The 19,344-nt window shown below is 39.8% G+C and carries 17 protein-coding genes; 9 read left to right on the top strand and 8 right to left on the bottom strand.

The annotated features are described in order from the left end of the window. Positions 1–52 precede the first annotated feature (52 nt). From MTO68_RS05100 to MTO68_RS05090, 3 genes are all read left to right on the top strand, one after another. A complete protein-coding gene (locus tag MTO68_RS05100; RefSeq protein WP_244015314.1) occupies positions 53–454 on the top strand; it encodes a helix-turn-helix domain-containing protein in 402 nt (133 codons plus the stop codon). A gap of 102 nt (positions 455–556) precedes the next feature. Continuing rightward, positions 557–934 (top strand): hypothetical protein, encoded by a 378-nt coding sequence (locus MTO68_RS05095; protein WP_244015313.1) that lies wholly within the window; start codon positions 557–559, stop codon positions 932–934. 208 nt (positions 935–1,142) lie between these two features. Beyond that, positions 1,143–1,547 (top strand): hypothetical protein, encoded by a 405-nt coding sequence (locus MTO68_RS05090; protein ID WP_244015312.1) that lies wholly within the window; start codon positions 1,143–1,145, stop codon positions 1,545–1,547. A gap of 43 nt (positions 1,548–1,590) precedes the next feature. Here the strand turns inward: MTO68_RS05090 and MTO68_RS05085 are convergent, their stop codons facing one another. The 8 genes from MTO68_RS05085 to rplU all read right to left on the bottom strand — a co-directional run bounded on the left by MTO68_RS05085 (position 1,591) and on the right by rplU (position 9,143). Further along, entirely contained in the window at positions 1,591–2,070 is a 480-nt protein-coding gene (locus MTO68_RS05085) for a tRNA (cytidine(34)-2'-O)-methyltransferase (protein WP_244015311.1), read from the bottom strand. An 82-nt stretch (positions 2,071–2,152) separates the two neighbouring features. Further along, entirely contained in the window at positions 2,153–3,526 is a 1,374-nt protein-coding gene (gene cysG, locus MTO68_RS05080; protein ID WP_244015310.1) for a siroheme synthase CysG, read from the bottom strand. Positions 3,527–3,606: 80 nt separating this feature from the next. Then, the gene (gene serS, locus MTO68_RS05075) at positions 3,607–4,878 is read right to left on the bottom strand and encodes a serine--tRNA ligase (RefSeq protein ID WP_004722550.1); all 1,272 of its coding nucleotides are present in this window, start codon (positions 4,876–4,878) and stop codon (positions 3,607–3,609) included. A 108-nt stretch (positions 4,879–4,986) separates the two neighbouring features. Then, positions 4,987–5,793 carry an RsiV family protein gene (locus tag MTO68_RS05070; RefSeq protein WP_244015309.1) on the bottom strand — a complete coding sequence of 269 codons (807 nt, stop codon included), beginning with the start codon at positions 5,791–5,793 and terminating at the stop codon, positions 4,987–4,989. Positions 5,794–5,889: 96 nt separating this feature from the next. Further along, a complete protein-coding gene (locus tag MTO68_RS05065; protein ID WP_244015308.1) occupies positions 5,890–7,422 on the bottom strand; it encodes a carotenoid oxygenase family protein in 1,533 nt (510 codons plus the stop codon). Between the two features lie 187 nt (positions 7,423–7,609). Beyond that, complete coding sequence (gene lolA / locus MTO68_RS05060) at positions 7,610–8,305, bottom strand: outer membrane lipoprotein chaperone LolA (RefSeq protein ID WP_004722558.1); 696 nt, start codon at positions 8,303–8,305, stop codon at positions 7,610–7,612. Positions 8,306–8,557: 252 nt separating this feature from the next. After that, on the bottom strand, positions 8,558–8,812 hold the full coding sequence (gene rpmA / locus MTO68_RS05055) for a 50S ribosomal protein L27 (RefSeq protein WP_004722560.1): 255 nt from the start codon (positions 8,810–8,812) through the stop codon (positions 8,558–8,560). Between the two features lie 19 nt (positions 8,813–8,831). Continuing rightward, a complete protein-coding gene (rplU, locus tag MTO68_RS05050) occupies positions 8,832–9,143 on the bottom strand; it encodes a 50S ribosomal protein L21 (RefSeq protein WP_004722561.1) in 312 nt (103 codons plus the stop codon). A 430-nt stretch (positions 9,144–9,573) separates the two neighbouring features. On the opposite strand from rplU, the gene sdsA reads away from it, so the two are divergent. The 6 genes from sdsA to adeK all read left to right on the top strand — a co-directional run bounded on the left by sdsA (position 9,574) and on the right by adeK (position 19,333). Beyond that, entirely contained in the window at positions 9,574–10,557 is a 984-nt protein-coding gene (gene sdsA, locus MTO68_RS05045; RefSeq protein WP_244015307.1) for an All-trans-nonaprenyl-diphosphate synthase, read from the top strand. A 15-nt stretch (positions 10,558–10,572) separates the two neighbouring features. Then, positions 10,573–12,627 carry a site-specific recombinase gene (locus tag MTO68_RS05040; RefSeq protein WP_171501831.1) on the top strand — a complete coding sequence of 685 codons (2,055 nt, stop codon included), beginning with the start codon at positions 10,573–10,575 and terminating at the stop codon, positions 12,625–12,627. Between the two features lie 158 nt (positions 12,628–12,785). After that, a complete protein-coding gene (locus MTO68_RS05035; RefSeq protein WP_244015306.1) occupies positions 12,786–13,424 on the top strand; it encodes a phosphatase PAP2 family protein in 639 nt (212 codons plus the stop codon). Further along, on the top strand, positions 13,424–14,680 hold the full coding sequence (locus MTO68_RS05030; protein ID WP_004819551.1) for an efflux RND transporter periplasmic adaptor subunit: 1,257 nt from the start codon (positions 13,424–13,426) through the stop codon (positions 14,678–14,680). The genes MTO68_RS05035 and MTO68_RS05030 overlap by 1 nt, the downstream gene beginning before the upstream one ends. A gap of 13 nt (positions 14,681–14,693) precedes the next feature. After that, positions 14,694–17,873: a multidrug efflux RND transporter permease subunit AdeJ gene (gene adeJ / locus MTO68_RS05025; RefSeq protein WP_034615665.1), complete on the top strand. Its 3,180-nt coding sequence runs from the start codon at positions 14,694–14,696 to the stop codon at positions 17,871–17,873. Next, positions 17,873–19,333 carry a multidrug efflux RND transporter AdeIJK outer membrane channel subunit AdeK gene (gene adeK, locus MTO68_RS05020; RefSeq protein ID WP_004722574.1) on the top strand — a complete coding sequence of 487 codons (1,461 nt, stop codon included), beginning with the start codon at positions 17,873–17,875 and terminating at the stop codon, positions 19,331–19,333. The genes adeJ and adeK overlap by 1 nt, the downstream gene beginning before the upstream one ends. Positions 19,334–19,344 lie beyond the last annotated feature (11 nt).

Raw genomic sequence — 19,344 nt, 5'->3', positions numbered from 1 at the left:
GTGGTAACTGGTCATTTCTTGGTTATAACTTTCCAAATTGAGGTATAGATTGATGACTAATGCATTCAATTTTAATATTTTTCATCCAAATTGCCCGGCAAGATCTTTTTTTGAAAAATTTGCAGATAAGTGGGTTTTGATGATTATTTATCGACTTCATCAGCACTCTCAACACTTTAATGAACTGAAAAAAAACTTAACAGGCATCTCACCTAAAGTACTTTCCCAGAAATTAAAAATTCTGGAAAGAGATGGATTTATCACCCGTACAATTCATGAGAACAAAGTGATTCGTGTTGAATATGCATTAACCTCTCTAGGCTTTGAGTTTGCTCAAACTGCTTTATCATTTAAGCTCTGGGCTGAAGGCAATGTGCAACATGTCATTCGTGCGCAAAAACAATTTGACGCAATTCAAGCAAAAAATGAGCCAGCACTGTTGCAGGAAGCCTAAACCTCAACACTCTAAATATGTCTTATACTCAGCTCGCTATGTTGTAAGCATGATATCAGCTCAGCGTCATTTGAATAAAAACATAGCAAAGAGGACAAAATAATGAAAATTCCACTGCTCTTTATCCTAGCAATCCTCAGCCATAGCGCTTTTGCGTCCTATGAAAATTCTTGTGATTTAGAGGTTAAACTTTTAGAAAACGCGTCTACACGTACGCTATATATCAATAAAGATGGCTTAGGTGAAGTTGAGGAAACAACACTCAACATAAAAGGTATTGTAAAAAAAGCGCAAGCTGCTGGCCGAGCAGATAGTGGTTGTCAACACTATATCGGCAAAGTCTTAGAAGAAAATTTAAGAGATTTTCCGAATCGCTCTGAATTTAAAAAAGGACAAAAAATTAAACTAAATATCTTAATCACAGATTATAAAGGTATACCGAAATCTGAAACGGCGACCTATTTAGGACCCGATAAATAATTAGTCAGCTCTGCTATGAAATCAGTCCAATACACGCTTTGATCCTTGTACAAAGACACTTTGATACAATTTAAGCATGAAAGACTCATTACTTTTGCATAAATCATCAATTCCAATGCTATAAGTCATCGTGCACTCAGCTAAAAATTTTACCTGATGCAATACACTTAACATCTTATAAATAAAACATGTTAAACGGGAAAAAATAATGAAAATACTATTCCTATTTATCCTAACACTATGCAGCCATCGTGCATTTGCTTCTTATGAAAACTCTTGTGATTTGGTGGTCAAGCTTTTAGAGAATACCTCTACAAATACATTTCTTATTGACAGACTTGGTGATGGCCGATTTAAAAGTGAAACGTACCTTATTTCTTTTAAAGGCCTTGTAAAAAAAGCACAGGTTTCTGGTCGAGCAGATACGGGTTGTCAACACTATTTAGAAACAGTTATAGAGAATAGCTTCTTCTTAAACATTCGATATACAGCAAAGAAAGGGCAAAAAATTAAGATAAATATTCGGATTACTGATTTTAAAGGCAAATCCCAATCGGATGAGATCGCTTATACAACCATAACCACATTGCTCCTTCCAAAAAGGAAATTCTAAATTAATAAGAGTAAAAACCCATCTATGCGATGGGTTATGATTTTTATTTTAATTCTTTAAATCCTTGTTGACGCCATGCTTCATATAGAATTACTGCGGTGGCATTCGATAAATTCAGACTACGTGAATTCGGTGCCATAGGTAAACGAATCCAATGCGACTGAGGGAACATCATACGAACATCTTCTGGTAAACCACGTGTTTCTGGCCCCATCAATAAAGCCACAGGCCGGTTTAAATTCGAAGTATGTGGTGTTTCAGTACCTTTGGTGGTTAAAGGATAAATCGCATCAAGATCAATTCCCTGCACCTTTAAATGTGCCAAACATTCAGCAAAGTTTTCCCAAACTTTCATATGTGCCCATTCATGATAATCCAATCCTGCACGGCGCAACTTTTTATCATCCAGTTCAAAACCTAGAGGCTTGACTAAATGTAATTGTGCACCTGTATTGGCACATAAACGAATGATATTCCCTGTATTTGCAGGAATTTCAGGCTCGTATAAAACAACATGAATCACGGGAGATCTCTACTTATCAGAATACAACCTAAGTCCTTTAAAAAAGACCATGTCTGTTTTTAAAGAAAAATTTAGGCAGATATTATTGCCACTGTAACTGTTCGCGTAAACTCACTACTTCACCAATAATAGTTAAAGTAGGCGCTTGAATATGGTTTTCTTCCACTTTTGATGCAATGTCTGCCAAAGTTCCAATCACCACCTTTTGATCAGGAGTTGTCCCTTTGGAAATCAAAGCCACTGGCATATTTGGACGTTGACCATGTGATATTAGATTTTCACAAATTTTTTCTAGTCCCACCAAGCCCATATATAAAACCAATGTCTGATTTTCATAAACCAGCTCATTCCAAGGTAACTCAGGTGAACCTTCTTTTAAATGTCCTGTCAAAAAACGGACGCTTTGTGCATAATCACGATGTGTAAGCGGAATCCCAGCATAAGCTGAGCACCCTGATGCGGCGGTAATGCCTGGAACAACTTGGAACGTAATATTGGCTGCAAAAAGCTCTTGAATTTCTTCACCACCGCGACCAAAAATAAACGGATCACCACCTTTTAGACGGCAAACACGTTTGCCTTCGGTGGCATATTTGACCAGTAATGCATTAATCCCATCTTGTGGCACAGAATGATTTGAACGTGCTTTACCCACATAGATTTTTTCAGCATCACGGCGACACAACTCTAAAATCGCGGGGGACACCAAACGATCATAAATCACCACATCCGCTTGCTGCATCAGTCTAAGAGCTTTTAAGGTTAACAGCTCTGGATCACCTGGTCCTGCACCCACCAAATAAACTTCACCTTTTGGTTTTTGCCATTTTGTTAAAGCTTGTTCAATTAGACGATCCGCCTCTATGAGATTGTCATTAAACACCTGCTCTTTTAAAGGGCTGGCATATAAATCTTCCCAAAAGATTCGACGTTCATCAGGATTAGTAATCTGTTCTTTAACAGCTTTACGCCATTTTCCAGAAAAATCAGCAAGTTTACCCATTCCATGCGGAATAGACGCTTCAAGCTGAGTACGAATCTGGCGAGATAAAACAGGAGAGGCACCGTTGGTGGCAATTGAAACTACCAGTGGTGAACGATCAATGATCGCAGGCACCATAAAGCGACAATGTGGAGGATCATCAACACTGTTGACTAACACATTTAGATCTTCACAAGCTTCAAAAACAGCTTGATTGACAGCTTTATCATTGGTTGCAGCAATCACCAAACGATAGCTACTTAGGCTAATTTGAAGATCAAATTTATCTGCATGATATTGCCCATGGGTTGAATGGACTATATCTAAAAGATTTTGCTCTATATCAGGTGCAACCACATGAATCACTGCACCTGCTTTTGCAAGTAATACTGCTTTGCGGTAAGCAATATGCCCACCACCCACAATCAGACAAGGTTGCCCTTGTAGTTTTAATGAAATTGGGAAAATTTCCACAGTGTTCCTCAAAAGTTCAAATCTGATTGTACTAAGCAATATTTATGCACAAAACTGAACCAAATATCGAGTTTCGACATTTAGTCGATAAATGTTGCACCAGCCATGTACGGGCGTAACACTTCTGGCACTTCAATAGAGCCATCGGCACGTTGGTAGTTTTCCATCACAGCCAATAAAGTACGACCGACAGCCAAACCAGAACCATTCAAAGTATGTACCAGCTCAGTTTTCTTTTGGTCTGCACGATAACGCGCCATCATACGGCGTGCTTGGAAATCACCCATATTTGAACATGAAGAAATCTCACGATATGTATCTTGGCTTGGCACCCAAACTTCTAAATCATAAGTTTTGCACGCACCAAAGCCCATATCGCCACCACATAAAACGATTTTACGATAGGGTAAGCCTAAAGCTTGTAAGATTCCTTCCGCATGACCTGTCAATGCTTCCAAAGCATCCATTGAGTCTTCAGGTTTTACGATTTGAACCATTTCAACTTTGTCGAATTGGTGTTGACGGATCAAACCACGCGTATCACGACCATAAGAACCTGCCTCACTACGGAAACATGGCGTATGCGCAGCATATTTCAACGGTAAACGGTCAGCATCAATGATTTCATTACGGACAAAGTTCGTCACTGGAACTTCAGCGGTTGGAATCAAATAGTATTCTTTTTCGCCTTGTAATTTAAACAAATCTTCTTCAAATTTAGGTAGTTGACCTGTACCACGCAATGAGTCTGCATTGACAAGATAAGGGACATAAGCTTCGGTATAACCATTTTTCAAGGTATGGGTATCCAGCATGAACTGGGTCAATGCACGTTGTAAACGCGCCAATGGACCTTTCAATACGCTGAAACGTGTGCCCGTTAACTTGGTTGCAGTTTCAAACTCCAACCCACCCATCATTTCGCCAAGGTCAGTATGGTCTTTGATTTCGAAATCAAATTGACGTGGCGTGCCCCACTTTAAAACTTCAACATTATCACTTTCATCTTTCCCTTCTGGTACAGACTCATGTGGCATGTTTGGGATCGAGAGCAATTTTGCTTCTAATTCAGCTTGAAGTTCATTCAATTCAACTTCAGCGGCTTTAATCTCATCACCAATCGCACCCATACGTGCCATGATTTCTGAAGCATCGCCACCAGATTTTTTGATTTGACCAACTTGTTTCGCACCCGAATTACGCTCTGCCTGTAAGTTTTCAGTTCTAGACTGAATTTCTTTACGGCGAGCTTCTAGTGATGCCCATTCTTCAACGTTGAGTTGTACACCACGTTTGGCTAAGGCTAAGTTTACAGCCTCGATATTATTTCTGATTAATTTCGGGTCGATCATAGTCAATCTAAAGGGTAAGAAAAAAACTGACTATAGTGTAAGCTCTTCACTGTAAAAAATACAGTGACAGAGCATTAGACATACATGAATTGTATGATTTGAAGACAATTAAGGTGTAACAGGTTTTTCTACAGTCGCTTCGACTTGAGGTAGACTTGGTAAATACTCAGCTTTAATCAAATCTTTTGCCACTTGATACGGCAGCTTTAACTCAGGCATACCTTCTGCATAAGAGGTAAGTTCATATAATGGATAAACAAAAACCAGACCATTTACACCATAATAATAGTTATCGCTTAACTGCAATTTATCACGCGTAATATCTTTTTGAATCAACCAATTCGCATTGGCATCATAAAGCTGTTCAGCAACTTTTGCTTCGACGTTTGGTTTTAAAATATCAGTTAGAGCGAGGCGCTTTTGCGTGCTTAGATCGAATGTCACATATTCATTGTGATACATCCCATGAGCAGCACCTGCTGCATAGGTATAAGTCTGGATCACAAAAGTGGCTAAATTATTTTGTTGTGAAATAAAACGAACATAAATTGAATTTTGATTTAAACCTTTAGGTGAAGATTGCGCTTCACTTTCAGCTTGAGCATGATTTTGATCTTTCTCAAATGCGCCTGGGACATCTTTTTTAATACGATTTAGAAAATACTCATCTAGCCAAGGCACATTACTTTTAACAGTTTGCAAATCATATTGCGTACAACCATCTTCATCACAAAACTGTTTTTTTACCACATTGACGCGTTCAACTTTGGCTTGAATCAGCGGTATTTCTGCGTGTTGAGTTGCTGTTGCAGCTTGTTCTGCTTGAGGTGCTGGCTTTTCTTGGCATGCGCTAACCATGAGCATGCTGGATAAAAGAGATAAAAAAATCAGACCACTTTTAAAATTTACTTTCATTTCTATATCTTTAAAGCATATTTAGTAATAGCCCTATCATAAAACCAGAACCTTTAAATTAATATTCATAATTGTTAATTATTGAAATTTTGTTGTTTAAGCCGATGTGCTAACTCTTTTATTCAAATTAACGCCAACATCATTATTTTGATAGAAATCCACATTTGCATCGCTCTCAACCCAATTACAATGAAACCCCAGTGGTATATGTACGCCCAAATCAATTTCAGCCTGCTCAGCTATTTCTAGTCCATTTACTTTTAAAATAACAGCTTTGGCCGCTTCTCCCTCCACATGATGTAAATAGGCCATCAAATAACCCTGCCCTTCTGCACTGTGTTCATGCTCAGCCACAAAAGTGACTTCACCAATTGCCCACTGCGTACCAAAATCATAACTCACAGATGTTTGCATTTCTAAATCATAAATATATAAACAATTGAACAATGCAGTTTCAGCAAAACCCAACGTGTATAAATAGCGATATGCAACCCCAGTAAAACGCGCATCAATTTTCGGAAATTCTTGAATTCGAGAGTCGAGTACAGTTCTATGTAGCGTTTGTAAGCTTAAATCAATGCGCCAACGTTCTAACTGTGCATGTTGCAATTCATAAGCTGCGTGTTGGGAATGTTCAAAATCGTCCTGATGTACCAAAACATCTAAAATAATTGTATTTTCATGATCACGAAAAGCATTTGCTGCATGAAAAACAAAACACGGTTCAAGCTCAATCCACTGAATCTGTTCAGCATTTGCATATTTAGGCAATATCCCAATGCGTGCTGGATGCTGTTTATTCCATTGATAGGGAACACTTGCACCATGCAATAATCGAGTCATTGAAAAAGTAAGCGGAAAATCAAAAACCAAAACTTCTTGTTGTGTAATGAGACAATCATGAATCATGGGACCATGCTGTAATAAAATTTGCGTCACATGAATTAAATCGCCATGCTGATCAATCACTTGGTAATAGGCATTTTTACGATCTAAAGCATCATAACTAATCGCATGTAAGTGCCCTGTTTTAATATCTTTACGAGGATGTGCAGTAAACGGTAAATCAGCATCACTATTAAACAACTGATAACGTTCTGCATTTAACTCATCATCTAAGCAGATCGGAAACGCACCAGCTTCAATCACCGCCCAAAGCTTTCCCGCATGCTTAAAAATATTGGTATTTACAACATCATGTGCACCACGGCGAAAGCCGCCTATTGCTGGTTGTTGTTTATATTGCTGCACCGTATCTGTGGACAGCATACTGCTTTTAAACCAGATTGCTTTACCCGCTTGTAATTTAAGCGCATGAATCATTCCATGACCAAGATACCACTCAAATAATGTAGGCTTTTCTACCTTAATCGGATTTGAGCCAATTCTTAGCAATAAACCATTTAAATGTGGTGGGATAATTCCTGATATTTTTAAGGTGGTTGTGATAATTTCTTCAACTGGCTGGTAAAGCTTTTTGTGATAAAGATTGACTTCTTTATCACGACGATGACGTCTTAAAAATCGCCCAATCATGCTGATTAACTTTTGTCTCAAAACATTCAAAAATGACTTTTGCGCAGTCATCTTTGGGTAATGTTTGAGTTTCAATTGTGTTTTGCGATACATACAGCATCTCAGTTTTTATATTCAAGCCCTTGTTTGAGCATAGAATACTCTTGTATTGAAAGCTACCGTATTCCTTGAAAGACATCCATCCTTCGCCTGATCAACATGACTGAGTCTATTGCTGTGTTCTGTTTAATCGGCATAAAAAAGCAACCTTACGGTTGCTCTTCTATTCAATCAAAGTCGTTTATTGATCAATAATGTCTGTGCCTTTAGGCGGCACAAAATTAAAGGTAGACGCAGGGATAGCGGCATTGACCTGTACATTGTTAAAACGCACAGTGGTTGTTTGACCCAAAGAATCTTGCAAGATCATTAAAGTCGGTGCATTTTTCGCCCCAAAACTGATCGTCAAACTTTGGAAAGCACCATCTTTTTGTTTTGGATACAAGGTATAGTAAGTTTTACCTGCATTTGGCTGAGTAATACGATAAGCCTTTTGAATTTGTTCTGTATTACCACTGAGTAGTAATGCTGGTGTATTGGCAACCTGCTCATCTAAACTTTGGCGTACAGCCTGCTGTAAGTCAGGATCGTAAATCCACACTGTACGACCTGCGGTCACAATAGTCTGTTTTGCGGGTGTAGTGGTTTCCCAATAGAATTTACCAGGACGTTCAACCTTCATTGTACCTTTAAAGGTTTGATTCATATGCTGAGCGGTTAAACCCTTTTTCTGTGCAACTTTACCTGTTTGAGTCGCTTTTGTGGTTTGCTCAAAATTTGCAGTAAAGCTTTTTACACCACTAAGTTGTTTAACCAGATTTGCGGTTGCTTGTTGCTCCGAAGCAGCAGTTGCTGCAAAAACTGTTGTGCTCATTACAGGTGCAAACAGCGCTGCACTTATAGCCACTGCACCCATCGTTTTACGAAGCATATTCATATGTTCACCTTTTCTATGTCTGTACCTCAATTAAAATATTCAAATAATATTTGGCACAGAATGTAATTTATTAGATTGCTTATCTTAAACCAAATTGAGTCAGTAATAATTGAGAAAATAAGAAGTTTTGTATTGTTATTGGTGCAATATGTTGAAAATTATTCATCATGATGAAGATGGTTTTTTCTTTAATGCTAAAAAAAACTGATAAAAAAACCCGCAATAAAGCGGGCTTTTTTGCACTCTTAAAGCTTACGCTTCAACAGATACATAGCGACGGCCAAATTGACCTTTCACTTCAAATTTGATTACGCCGTCAGCAGTAGCAAATAAAGTATGGTCACGACCCATACCAACATTTGTACCAGCGTGGAATTCTGTACCACGTTGACGAACGATAATGTTACCAGCAGTCACAGCTTGACCACCGTACATTTTAACACCTAACATTTTAGGATTCGAATCACGACCGTTTTTGGTCGAACCACCGGCTTTTTTAGTTGCCATGTCTATATACTCCTAGTGATTAACCTGCGATCGTAGTAATTTTCAACTCGGTAAACCATTGACGGTGACCTTGTTGTTTACGGTAGTGCTTACGACGACGCATTTTAACAATACGAATTTTGTCATGACGACCGTGACCAACCACTTCTGCAGTTACTTTTGCGCCAGCTACAACTGGAGCACCGATTTGAATGCTTTCGCCATTCACAACCATTAATACATCATCAAATGTAATAGTCGCGCCAGTTTCAGCTTTCAACAATTCTACTTTAAGGGTTTCACCCTCAACAACACGGTGCTGTTTACCACCGCTTTGGATTACTGCGTACATAATGTACTCCAACTTACCCGTGTCGTCGTGCCGATAAAGGAATATATCGATCTTAAGACGAACGCCACTGGGGGTTATTCAAGGGCAAAGATTTTAAGTGATAATGAATTAAACAACAAGTCATTTCCAGCAAATATTATCATTGTATAGAAAATAATCTACATATAATGGTTTTTTTAAGATTTCCCCTTTGATAATATGAATTTTTTTTTAAGATACAGCTAAAATTGAAATAGATTTTTAAAACAAATCCGCTACTATGTAGCTCAAAAGAATGATCGATTGAATGTTCAATGCTTTATTCATCTTTGGACAAAGAAAGAACAAATCATTAAGATTCAGGCACGATGTCTGCTTGCAAAAGCAACATTCAGACATGTTAATTGTTACACTAGCAACTTATAACGCATTTGCATGAGGCTCCCACCCGATGACCATCGACTTTAAGCAAGATATTCTCGCTCCAGTTGCAACCGACTTTGCTGCAATGGACAAGTTTATTAATGAAGGGATTACCTCAAAAGTTGCTTTAGTGATGGCCGTCAGTAAACATGTTGTTGAAGCTGGCGGTAAACGCATGCGTCCAATCATGTGCCTACTTGCAGCAAAAGCATGTGGTGCAACAGATCTACAGATGGACCCTTATCGTAAACTGGCAGCAATCATTGAAATGCTGCATACCGCAACATTGGTACATGATGATGTTGTAGATGAATCTGGTTTACGTCGTGGTCGTCCAACTGCGAACGCAACTTGGAACAACCAAACTGCGGTGTTGGTGGGTGATTTTCTGATTTCTCGAGCTTTTGATCTTCTGGTTGATCTCGACAATATGATCTTGCTCAAAGACTTTTCGACGGGCACTTGTGAAATTGCCGAAGGTGAAGTATTACAGCTTCAAGCACAGCACCAACCCGAAACAACTGAACAAACTTATTTAGATATTATTCACGGTAAAACTTCTCGTTTATTTGAACTTGCAACTGAAGGTGCTGCCATCATTGCAGGAAAACCTGAGTATCGTGAACCATTACGTTTATTTGCAGGTCATTTTGGCAATGCCTTTCAAATTATTGATGATATTTTAGACTATACCTCTGATGCTGAAACATTAGGTAAAAATATTGGTGATGATTTAATGGAAGGTAAACCCACTTTACCTTTAATCTCTGCCTTAGCAAATACTCAGGGTGAAGAGCACGAAATTATCCGTAAAAGTATCGCAACTGGTGGGACAAGTGATTTAAATCGTGTGATTGAAATTGTTCAGAGCTCAGGTGCTTTAGATTATTGTAGTCGCCGTGCCACAGAAGAAACTCAAGCTGCGATTCAAGCTTTGAATCATTTGCCTGAATCTGAGTATCGCCAGGCATTGTATAATTTAGCGCAACTTGCCTTACATCGAATTCAATAAAATTTAACAAGGCTTATGCATATACAATTTAATGATCTTTTCCTCCTTATGCAGGAACAACTTGACGGCATAAAAGTTGTTCCCAATCCTGATATATTAATTGAGTTAATCAATCGTATCAGACCCAGTGACAGCCACAATTTAGAAGAAAGTCAAAATAAATTTGATGCTTTAATTCAAGCACTGCTCACTACACCCAATGCATCTTCCGCATTTCAAGGTTATTTACTCAAGCTGGTCAATCACTATAAACAAGCAGGATTGTATGCAGATAGTGGGATTTTATCTTTAGACGGCTTTTGGAATCAGCTTGGGCAACGGATTGGTGCACATTTTCTACCTTTATTGACAGACGAATCAGATCTCAAAGATTTGGTTGGCAAAGTGTTTCACCAACGTAGTGATAAATATTGGCTGGAAAATATCAGTGAAAAGAAATGGGAACAATTGTTCCGATTACTCAATCAAGGTCATCGTTATAAAAACGATAAATTGGGAATTAAACGCGATATTGTCAAAGCCATTACTGTGCTTTCCTATCGAATCAGCGGTATTGGCTTATATCCTGAATTTATCAATGCCTACCCCGAACTTCAAGAATATGAATCGCCTTTTTTAGTTCAAAACCGTGAAATTGTTGAGTTTATAGAAGCGTATAAAAAGCAGCATCGCGATGAAGATGAGTTTGCTGTGGGTATTCCTCCCGATGCAGACCAAGCATTGGTCATGATTGAACAATGTCGTGATGTGGTACAGAAAATCCGTCGAGCAATCAAACGGATTGGAGTGAGCTTAAGTCTGACCTATTTACTCTCACTACTAGAACAATGTATTGATCGAATCGAACTCTTACTCAATCTTCTGGTCGAAGATGATCAGATTCGTTATCAGCTCTGCGGTGAATTGCTCACTGACTTAGTCAATGCACACTATAGTGAAACCAGTGTGCGTGATTTGCTTAAAACCAACAGTGAGTTAATCGCACTACAAGTCACTGAAAATGCCAGTAAGACAGGCGAACATTATGTAAGTACCGATAAGAAAGGTTTCTTTGGTATGTATAAAGCAGCTGCAGGTGCAGGTGCGATTATTGCAACCATGGCAACCCTGAAAATACTGACTGCACGTTTAGTCCTTGCGCCATTTTTGCATGCCTTTCTCTACAGTATGAATTACTCATTGGGTTTTATCTTGATCCATGTTTTGCACTTTACTGTAGCAACCAAACAGCCTGCGATGACGGCGGCCGCACTTGCATCAACAGTTCAGCACCAAAAAGGTTCAAAAACGGCACAAATTGCTGAACTTGCCGGATTGATTATTAATATTATTCGGACTCAGTTTATTGCAATTCTGGGAAATATTTCGATTGCGATTCCAACTGCCGCCTTAATTACCTATCTATGGCAACTGTCAATGCATGAACCACTTTTGACGCATGCTAAAGCCACAACCTTACTTGCCAGCCTAAATCCATTTACCTCATTGGCAATTCCACATGCAGCAATTGCAGGTGTTTGTTTATTTTTATCGGGATTAATCGCTGGATATTTTGACAATATGTCAGTCTATCGAAAAGTCGGGCCTCGCTTAAAAGCTCACATAAAATTGAAAAAAATGATGGGACAGGCTCGACTGGACAAGTTTGCAGACTATATCGAGCGAAACTTAGGCGCTTTAGCGGGTAATTTTATCTTTGGGATCATGCTTGGAAGTATGGGAACCATTGGTTTTATTTTAGGTTTACCTTTAGATATTCGCCATATTGCGTTTGCTGCTGCCAACTTTATTCAAGGCTTAATGACCATCAATGGTTCACCTGATATTGGCCTCATCATTGTGTCTTTCCTTGGCGTGTTGTGTATTGGTTTGACCAACTTATTTGTCAGCTTCACGCTTACCATTATTGTGGCACTCAGAGCCAGACAAGTTCGTTTTTCACAATGGAAACCATTGGCAAAACTTATATTTACCCATTTTTCTACCCGTCCTCTAGATTTCTTCTGGCCGCCAAAACAACCCTTACAACTTGAAGATGAGGCAAACTCACAAAGCAAACTAAATCACTAGGATTTTTGTTATTTTTTGTGCAAATTGTTAAATATTTCACAAAAAGAAATTAGTATAAATTACCTAAATTTACTCACTTGAAAAAAAGTGTACTGGCTAGTACACTTCGGTTGATTAAATAAACTTAACGTACGCAATTATATACTCTAGGTTAACTTATGCCTTACGTATTGCTCCTTATTGGCTGTATAGGTTTACTTATTGGGAATGTTGGTTTAAACATTAACCAGGTACAACAGTTTGATTTTTCAAGCGTTGTATGGATGAGTTCACACCGTTTAGAGGTCTTAAATGGTCTAGCACTCACCCTATCCTATCTGGGCGGCTTACCGTCAATGATCGTGATTGCAGGGCTATGTAATTTATATTTCATACGCCTAAAACAATATGCAAATGTGCTGATGATCAGTATTGGACTGCTCGGTGCTGCGGCAATTGGTTGGATACTCAAATATCTGGTCAATCGCCCTAGACCCGATGAAATCTACCAAATGGTGCAAACCTATGGTGCTTCATTTCCTAGTGCTCACAGTATTTATGCAGCGATTGTATGCTGTTCGATTATGTTTATATTTCAAAAGCATCGCCAAGTTAAATGGATTAGCTTGGGGGGCTTTTTATGGTTTCTAAGCATGGGGGGCTCTAGAATTTATCTAGGGGCACATTTCCCAACTGATGTACTCACTGGATGGAGTATAGGTGTCATATGGGCTGCAATTTTATGGCTCATACTGTCACGAGAAACGTTAAGACAGAACAAATTATTTTTAGATAAGAATCTAAACGAGGTGGAATAATGATGTCGGCAAAGCTTTGGGCTCCTGCCCTTACTGCTTGTGCTCTCGCAACAAGTATTGCACTTGTAGGCTGCAGCAAAGATCCTAAATCAGCACAACAAGCTGGTGGTGCTGCCCAAAAAATGCCGCCGACTGAAGTTGGTGTCATTGTTGCTCAGCCACAAAGCGTAGAACAAACTGTTGAACTTTCGGGTCGTACTTCAGCGTATCAAATCTCTGATGTTCGCCCACAAACAAATGGTGTGATTTTAAAACGTTTGTTTACGGAAGGTAGTTTTGTTCGTGAAGGCCAACCTCTTTATGAGATTGACTCGAGCATCAATCGTGCAAACTTAGACAGTGCAAAAGCAGCTTTAGTACGTCAGCAAGCAAACTTAAATGCCTTGCAGGTTAAAGCAAATCGTTATCGTCAACTTGTCGGCATCAATGCTGTTTCTAAGCAAGAATTTGATGATTTGCTTGCACAAATCAAACTTGCTGAAGCAGATATTGCAGCGTCAAATGCTTCTGTTAAAAATGCACAAATTGACCTAGGTTATTCGACTGTTCGTTCACCTATTTCAGGTCAATCTGGTCGTTCTTCAGTTACTGCCGGTGCTTTGGTGACTGCAAACCAAGCCAATGCTTTGGTTACAATTCAGCAACTTGACCCAATTTATGTAGACATCAGCCAATCAAGTGCTGAGTTATTACGTCTACGTCAACAGTTAAGTCAAGGTAGTATTGATCGTAGCAATAACACCAAAGTTCGTTTAAAACTTGAAGATGGTAGCTTCTACAGTGTGGAAGGAAACCTTGCATTTTCTGATGCAAGTGTAGACCCAAGCACAGGTTCTGTAACTTTACGTGCAGTCTTCTCAAATCCTAATCATTTATTATTGCCAGGTATGTTTGCCAATGCGCAGATCGTACAAGGCGTAATTCCAAATGCTTACTTAGTTCCGCAAGCAGCAATTACACGGACCCCAACTGGCCAAGCAATCGCGATGATTGTAAATGCTAAAGGTGTAGTCGAAAGCCGTCCTGTAACAACTGTAGGTGTTCAAGGTAAAGATTGGATTGTCACTCAAGGCCTAAATACTGGCGATAAAGTGATTGTTGATGGTATTGCCAAAGTAAAACCAGAACAAGCTGTGGTTGCTAAACCGTATCAGCCTCAAGCGGCTGCACCACAAGCAGGTGCTAAACCAGGTACAGCAGCACAACCTGTTCAACAAAATAAATCTAGTGAACAAAAAGCTACTTCAAATGCATAAGGGGTAGACGAATATGGCTCAATTTTTTATTCATCGCCCCATTTTTGCGTGGGTGATTGCACTGGTAATTATGTTGGCGGGTATTCTGACGCTGACAAAAATGCCTGTTGCTCAGTATCCAACAATTGCTCCGCCTGTGGTGACAATTTCTGCAACTTATCCTGGCGCTTCTGCACAAACTGTTGAGAACACGGTAACTCAGATCATTGAACAACAAATGAATGGTCTAGATGGTTTACGTTATATCTCATCGAACAGTGCGGGTAATGGTCAAGCATCAATCAACCTGAATTTTGAACAAGGTATTGATCCAGACATTGCACAGGTTCAAGTACAGAACAAATTACAATCAGCGACTGCACTGTTACCTGAAGATGTACAACGTCAAGGGATAAAAGTGACCAAATCTGGCGCGAGTTTTATGCAAGTACTTGCATTTTATTCGCCAGATGGCAGCCTGTCTGGGGCTGACATTAAAGACTATGTAAACTCAAATATTTCTGAACCACTGAGTCGTGTTGCAGGCGTAGGTGAAATTCAAGTCTTTGGTGGTCAATATGCAATGCGTATCTGGCTAGACCCAGCTAAAATGACCAGTTTGCAAGTTACACCAAGTGACATTGCTGCTGCCATTCGTGCGCAAAACTCACAAGTGGCTGTAGGTCAATTGGGTGGTGCTCCAGCGGTACAAGGTCAAGTCCTCAATGCGACTGTCAATGCACAAAGCATGTTGACGACACCTGAACAGTTTAAAAATATTTTCCTGAAAAATACCGCTTCGGGTGCTCAGGTTCGTTTAAGTGATGTTGCACGTGTAGAACTCGGCTCAGATAACTACCAATTTGATTCTAAATTTAATGGTAAGCCTGCTGGCGGTGTAGCGATTAAATTAGCAACAGGTGCAAATGCACTTGATACAGCCGCTGCTGTAGAAAAACGCCTCAGTGAACTCCGTAAAAACTACCCAGATGGTCTGAAAGATAAGCTTGCTTATGACACCACACCATTTATCAAACTTTCAATTGAAAGTGTGGTACACACGTTAATTGAAGCAATCGTTCTTGTATTCTTTGTGATGTTCTTGTTCTTACAGAACTGGCGCGCAACGATTATCCCAACAATGGCAGTTCCTGTGGTTGTACTGGGGACATTTGCAGTTATTAATATTTTCGGCTTCTCAATCAATACCTTAACCATGTTCGCCATGGTACTGGCAATTGGTCTATTGGTCGATGATGCCATCGTTGTGGTTGAGAACGTCGAACGGGTGATGCAAGAAGAGCATACGGGTCCAGTTGAAGCCACTGAAAAGTCGATGAAACAAATTTCAGGTGCTTTGGTAGGTATTACCAGCGTATTGACTGCCGTATTTGTGCCAATGGCATTCTTCGGTGGTACTACAGGGGTAATTTACCGTCAGTTCTCGATCACGCTCGTTACTGCAATGGTTTTATCATTAATCGTTGCTTTAACTTTTACCCCTGCGCTTTGTGCGACATTGTTAAAACAGCATGATCCAAATCAAGAACCAAGCAATAATATTTTTGCGCGTTTCTTCCGTTGGTTTAACCGTAGCTTTGATAAAGTAGCTGAGAAATACCAAGGTGGTGTCAATCGTATGACCCATCATAAGATCTTCTCTGGTGTGATCTACGTTGCGGTAATTGTTGCCTTAGTCGGACTGTATAAAATGCTCCCCTCTTCTTTCCTACCAGAAGAAGACCAAGGGATGGTTATGACATTGGTTCAGTTACCACCAAGTGCCAGCCTTGAACGGACAGATAAAGTCATCACGACCATGACCGATTACTTCTTAAACAAGGAAAAAGCAAACGTAGATACGATTTTTACAGTTTCTGGTTTCTCGTTTACTGGGGTTGGGCAAAATGCTGGTTTAGCATTTATGAAGTTGAAAGACTGGAGTGAACGTACCACACCTGAATCACAAATTGGCGCCATTATCCAACGTGGTATGGCACTGAATATGATTGTCAAAGATGCATCTTACATCATGCCATTGCAATTACCAGCAATGCCAGAATTAGGTGTTTCATCAGGTTTTGACATCCAATTAAAAGATGCAAGTGGTCAAGGCCACGAGAAATTGGTTGCTGCACGTAATGCTGTTTTAGGTATGGCTTCTCAAGACAAACGTCTTGCTGGTGTTCGCCCAAATGGACAAGAAGATACCCCTCAATATCAAATCAACGTTGACCAAGCGCAAGCTGGTGCAATGGGGGTTAGTATTGCAGATATTAATTCGACCATGAGCATGGCTTGGGGTGGTTCTTATATCAATGACTTCGTTGACCGTGGTCGTGTGAAAAAAGTTTATGTTCAAGGCGAATCAAGCGCTCGCATGATGCCTGAAGACTTAAACAAATGGTATGTACGTAATAATAGCGGCACTATGGTTCCATTCTCTGCATTTGCAACAGGCCAATGGACTTATGGTTCACCTCGTCTCGAGCGTTATAACGGTGTAGCTTCTGCAAACATTCAAGGTACACCAGCACCGGGCGTAAGTTCGGGAGATGCGATGCTTGCTATGGAAGAAATTATTGGTAAGTTACCGTCTATGGGCTTAACAGGTTTCGACTATGAATGGACGGGTCTGTCTTTAGAAGAACGTGAATCTGGCAGTCAAACTGTTCCGCTTTTAATTCTTTCATTGCTTATCGTGTTCCTTTGCCTTTCAGCTTTATATGAAAGTTGGTCAATTCCAGTTTCAGTATTGCTGGTCGTACCATTAGGTGTTATTGGTGCATTTACGTTAACTTGGTTGGGCATGGTCATCAAAGGTGATCCTAACTTATCATTTAACATCTACTTCCAAGTCGCGATCGTTGCAGTCATCGGTTTGTCTGCAAAAAATGCGATTTTGATTGTAGAGTTTGCAAAAGAGTTGCAAGAACAAGGCGAAGAATTGTTTGAAGCGACATTGCATGCTGCAAAAATGCGTTTACGTCCAATTATCATGACAACCTTAGCGTTCGGTTTCGGTGTATTGCCACTTGCTTTATCAAGCGGTGCGGGTGCTGGTAGCCAACACTCAGTCGGTTATGGTGTATTGGGTGGTGTAATTAGCTCAACACTTTTAGGTATCTTCTTTATTCCTGTGTTCTTCGTATGGATTCGTAGTATCTTTAAGTACAAACCTAAAAATCAAAATATTCAGGAGCATAAATCGTGATGCAAAAAGTATGGTCTATTTCAGGTCGTAGCATTGCGGTATCTGCACTTGCGCTTGCTTTGACAGCGTGTCAAAGCATGCGTGGCCCAGAACCCGTAGCTCAGGCGAACATACCAACTGGTTATATTCAAAATAACGGTGGTACATCTATTGCTGAACAAGGTTATAAAGAGTTTTTTGCAGATCAACGCTTACTTCAAGTACTTGATCTTGCTTTAGCCAATAACCGTGATTTACGTACAGCAACATTGAACATTCAACGTGCTCAACAAGCCTATCAAATCACTGAAAACAATCAGCTACCAACGATTGGTGCAAGTGGTGGTCTATTACGTCAGGATCAAGGTGTAGGTGCTCAAACACGTTATAATGTTGGCCTTGGTGTAACTGCTTATGAGTTAGACTTCTGGGGTCGAGTAAAAAGTTTAAAAGACAATGCGCTTGATACTTATTTATCGACTGCAAGTGCGCGTGATGCAACGCAAATCAGCTTAATTAGTCAAGTTGCGCAAGCTTGGCTAAATTACTCTTTTGCCAGTGCACAACTTAAGCTTGCTGACCAAACATTAAAAGCGCAGCTTGACTCTTATAACCTCAACAAAAAACGTTTTGATGTCGGTATTGACAGTGAAGTGCCTGTTCGTCAGGCTCAGATTTCTGTTGAAACTGCACGTAATGATGTTGCCAATTATAAGACTCAAATTGCACAAGCTCAGAACTTGCTAAATCTACTTGTTGGACAATCAGTTCCAGACAACTTATTGCCAACACAACGTGTAACGCGTATTACTTCAAATGCTGCGTTCGCATCAGGTTTACCAAGTGACTTGCTGAACAACCGTCCAGACGTCAAAGCGGCTGAATACCAACTTTCTGCTGCTGGTGCGAATATCGGTGCTGCGAAAGCACGCTTATTCCCAACCATCAGTTTGACGGGTACTGCAGGTTATGCATCTACTGATTTAAGTGATTTATTTAAATCAGGTGCTTTCGTTTGGTCTTTAGGTCCTAGTCTTGATATTCCGTTATGGGATTGGGGCACACGTAAAGCGAACATTAAGATTTCAGAAACAGATCAACAAATTGCGTTATCTGACTATGAAAAATCAATTCAATCTGCTTTCCGTGAAGTCAATGATGCATTAGCGACTCGCCAAAATATTGGTGATCGTCTTTCTGCTCAAAAACGTTTAGTTGATGCAACCAATACAACCTATAAACTTTCAAATGCCCGCTTCCGTGCTGGTATTGATAGTTACTTAACTGTTTTAGATGCTCAACGTACGTCTTACTCTGCTGAACAAGGTTTATTGCTATTAGAGCAAGCGAACTTAAACAATCAGGTAGAAGTTTATAAAACCCTTGGTGGTGGTCTAAAAGCCAACACTGCGGATCAAATTGCACAACCGGCCTCTTCATCTGAATTGAAATATCATTCAAAAGATAAAAAAGTCAGTTAATCTCAGTTTGA

The sequence above is a fragment of the Acinetobacter sp. NyZ410 genome (genome assembly GCF_022828975.1).
In the GTDB taxonomy this organism is placed as follows: Bacteria; Pseudomonadota; Gammaproteobacteria; order Pseudomonadales; family Moraxellaceae; genus Acinetobacter; species Acinetobacter guillouiae.
The sequence above is the reverse complement of the archived record's forward strand: the minus strand, read 5'-3'. Positions and strand labels throughout refer to the sequence as shown.

What these genes read in the sequence shown, in the direction of transcription:
- adeK (WP_004722574.1), top strand. Translation starts at nt 17,873, where the DNA reads ATGCAAAAAGTATGGTCTATTTCAGGTCGTAGCATTGCGGTATCTGCA.
- MTO68_RS05065 (WP_244015308.1), bottom strand. Translation starts at nt 7,422, where the DNA reads ATGTATCGCAAAACACAATTGAAACTCAAACATTACCCAAAGATGACT.
- MTO68_RS05040 (WP_171501831.1), top strand. Translation starts at nt 10,573, where the DNA reads ATGCATATACAATTTAATGATCTTTTCCTCCTTATGCAGGAACAACTT.
- adeJ (WP_034615665.1), top strand. Translation starts at nt 14,694, where the DNA reads ATGGCTCAATTTTTTATTCATCGCCCCATTTTTGCGTGGGTGATTGCA.
- MTO68_RS05090 (WP_244015312.1), top strand. Translation starts at nt 1,143, where the DNA reads ATGAAAATACTATTCCTATTTATCCTAACACTATGCAGCCATCGTGCA.
- MTO68_RS05100 (WP_244015314.1), top strand. Translation starts at nt 53, where the DNA reads ATGACTAATGCATTCAATTTTAATATTTTTCATCCAAATTGCCCGGCA.
- rpmA (WP_004722560.1), bottom strand. Translation starts at nt 8,812, where the DNA reads ATGGCAACTAAAAAAGCCGGTGGTTCGACCAAAAACGGTCGTGATTCG.
- serS (WP_004722550.1), bottom strand. Translation starts at nt 4,878, where the DNA reads ATGATCGACCCGAAATTAATCAGAAATAATATCGAGGCTGTAAACTTA.
- MTO68_RS05095 (WP_244015313.1), top strand. Translation starts at nt 557, where the DNA reads ATGAAAATTCCACTGCTCTTTATCCTAGCAATCCTCAGCCATAGCGCT.
- MTO68_RS05030 (WP_004819551.1), top strand. Translation starts at nt 13,424, where the DNA reads ATGATGTCGGCAAAGCTTTGGGCTCCTGCCCTTACTGCTTGTGCTCTC.
- MTO68_RS05035 (WP_244015306.1), top strand. Translation starts at nt 12,786, where the DNA reads ATGCCTTACGTATTGCTCCTTATTGGCTGTATAGGTTTACTTATTGGG.
- lolA (WP_004722558.1), bottom strand. Translation starts at nt 8,305, where the DNA reads ATGAATATGCTTCGTAAAACGATGGGTGCAGTGGCTATAAGTGCAGCG.
- rplU (WP_004722561.1), bottom strand. Translation starts at nt 9,143, where the DNA reads ATGTACGCAGTAATCCAAAGCGGTGGTAAACAGCACCGTGTTGTTGAG.
- sdsA (WP_244015307.1), top strand. Translation starts at nt 9,574, where the DNA reads ATGACCATCGACTTTAAGCAAGATATTCTCGCTCCAGTTGCAACCGAC.
- MTO68_RS05070 (WP_244015309.1), bottom strand. Translation starts at nt 5,793, where the DNA reads ATGAAAGTAAATTTTAAAAGTGGTCTGATTTTTTTATCTCTTTTATCC.